This window comes from Streptomyces sp. SID3212 (assembly GCF_009865405.1).
GTDB lineage: Bacteria > Actinomycetota > Actinomycetes > Streptomycetales > Streptomycetaceae > Streptomyces.
This window is the reverse complement of record NZ_WWJY01000963.1, coordinates 1-382: the sequence shown is the minus strand read 5'-3', so window position 1 is coordinate 382 and position 382 is coordinate 1. Positions and strand designations below refer to the sequence as shown.

The window sequence follows — 382 nt, the reverse complement described above, 5'->3', positions numbered from 1 at the left end:
CCGCGCCCGCCCCGTACCAGGTCCTCCGCCATCCCCTCGACCGTGAGCGGTCCGTACGGCAGCAGACCCACCGCGGCCTCCGCCGCGGCACTCTCGTCCGGGTAGCCGAGGACGGCCAGGGCGCGGGCGGGCGGTGACTCGACCAGCCGTACGGTCGCCTCCGTGACGACGCCGAGCGTGCCCTCGCTGCCGCAGAAGGCGCGGGCGAGATCCACCCCGGCCTCGGGGAGCAGCGCGTCGAGCGCGTACCCGGAGATGCGCCGGGGCAGCCCGGCCGGGTAACCGGTCCGCAGCAGCGCCAGATTCCCGCCGACCAGCTCCTCCAGGCCCCGCGACAACGCCGCCCCGCCCGGCCCGGACACGCGGGAGCCCCCCGCCCCCG

Annotated in this window: 1 pseudogene; it reads right to left on the bottom strand. The window is 78.3% G+C overall.

From position 1 onward, the window contains the following. Positions 1-382, bottom strand: a pseudogene (locus GT042_RS28655) (FAD-binding oxidoreductase); the annotation flags it as partial.